This is a genomic window from Helicobacter sp. (assembly GCF_017502485.1).
Taxonomy (GTDB): Bacteria; Campylobacterota; Campylobacteria; order Campylobacterales; family Helicobacteraceae; genus Helicobacter_B.
In genome coordinates this window covers 1-1,585 of sequence record NZ_JAFVUX010000045.1, presented here as the reverse complement: position 1 = coordinate 1,585, position 1,585 = coordinate 1, and the positions used below count along the sequence as shown (strand labels likewise).

General features: G+C 40.1%; 1 protein-coding gene. It reads left to right on the top strand.

Going from position 1 to position 1,585, the window contains the following annotated elements; all coding sequences use genetic code 11:
* Positions 1-1,084, top strand: a 1,084-nt coding sequence (locus tag IKB69_RS09000) for a hypothetical protein (RefSeq protein ID WP_290948531.1), incomplete at its 5' end; no start/stop codon positions are given.
* Positions 1,085-1,585 lie beyond the last annotated feature (501 nt).

Here is a 1,585-nt window from a genome sequence, read left to right as displayed (position 1 = left end):
TAGCGATGATATAGAGATGAGAAATTTGCTAATGGCAAACGATGAAGTAGCAAAAGAGGCAACCAAAAATCAAAATCCACTGGGCTACTATATAGCTAAAGCTTGGCAAAATATCTATTTAACTCAAAATTCTACTACTGGCAAAGCAGCTAGAAAGGCTTATGAGTGGGAGGATAAGTGGTTTAAGCTAGCTAGATTTAAGAAAAATCTAGACGCTGGACTTAGTGATGAAGCTGCCTTTGCTGATGCAAATAGTGCTTATGTGGATTATAGCTCTCATTTTAATCCAACACTTAGACTGCTTGATAAAACTGGGGTATTGCCGTTTTTTCACTTTGCGGTTAAATCTAGTATAGTGGTAACTAAGGCTGCTATTAAAAATCCAGCCAAATTTGCGATGCTGCAAGCTGCTTTGATAAGTAGTGGGGCTTCTAGTTTGCCTTATTGGCTAGATGATGAGCTAAAGGATAAGGAGAATGCTAAATTGCCAAATTGGGCGCAAAGCCACTACTTGCCAAATCTCTTTGGAGTTAAAAATCAAGTACAAGTAGGCGAGTCTGGATTATACTTTAACGCTGCTAGGGCTATGGCTGGATTTAGGCTTAGTAGTATAGATGATATTACTGGTGGTGGTGGGCTGATCGGTGGGCTTTTAGATATTCTTCGTGGGCGTGATAGCTGGGGAAATGAGATGGTAGGTAAGCACGATCCAGCTATAAAGCAGCTCACAGCTAGATTAGATGCGTTTTCTAAGCAGTTTTTGCCTAGTATTACGCTAGGGCGCTATGCAAGGCAAGGATTAGGAATAGCTACTAATAATAATCCTAAAAATGCATATGATGAGCCGATGGGGCTAGGCGAGCTAGCTGGAAGGTTTGTAGGCCTTAGAATGATAAATGAGAAAAAAGAGCTAAGAAGCGCTGCAATAAACGCTAAAAATAGATACAAAAAAGCAAAGGATAAAGAGGATGTTGGGGCTATGGCTGTGGCGTTGAATGATTATGAGGCTTGTAGGGCGGCTGCGTCTGATATGGGTGTGAGCTTAGAGGCTCTTATTAAGATGAGAAGTAAAGATATAAAGTAATTCATTTTTATGAATTAGTAGCACTAAAATTAGCTTTGAATTTAATCAAAAGGATAAGAAATGACAACAAAACAGATAAGCCAGCGCACTGGAATACCTTGGTCTACGCTAGTAACTTGGGCTAAAAGCGACCCAGCTGGGTGGAGATATCAGCTAGTTGTGGCTCTCAGCGTTGCTACGCCTGATTTTTTTAGCAAATTTAATCCAGAGCCAAAGCGTGAGGATTTGCAATCAAATATTATAGGAGGTTTAAAATGATGTTATGCGGTTTAGATAGAAAGGAATTTACTAATTTTGTATGTTTAAATAGTGGTCGAGGTGCCTTAATGATGAGTGGGGGGGGTTAATGGGAGTGTTGAGAGAGTAGGGTAGGTTGCATTATCAAACGCTAAAGCCTAAGACGGTTTTTATTTTTTCGTTTATAGTAAATAGTGTCGGTAGGGGGTGGCGTGTGATAGTGTAGGATTTTTTGGTTTGCTTTGATGGGGTGAATTTAGGGGG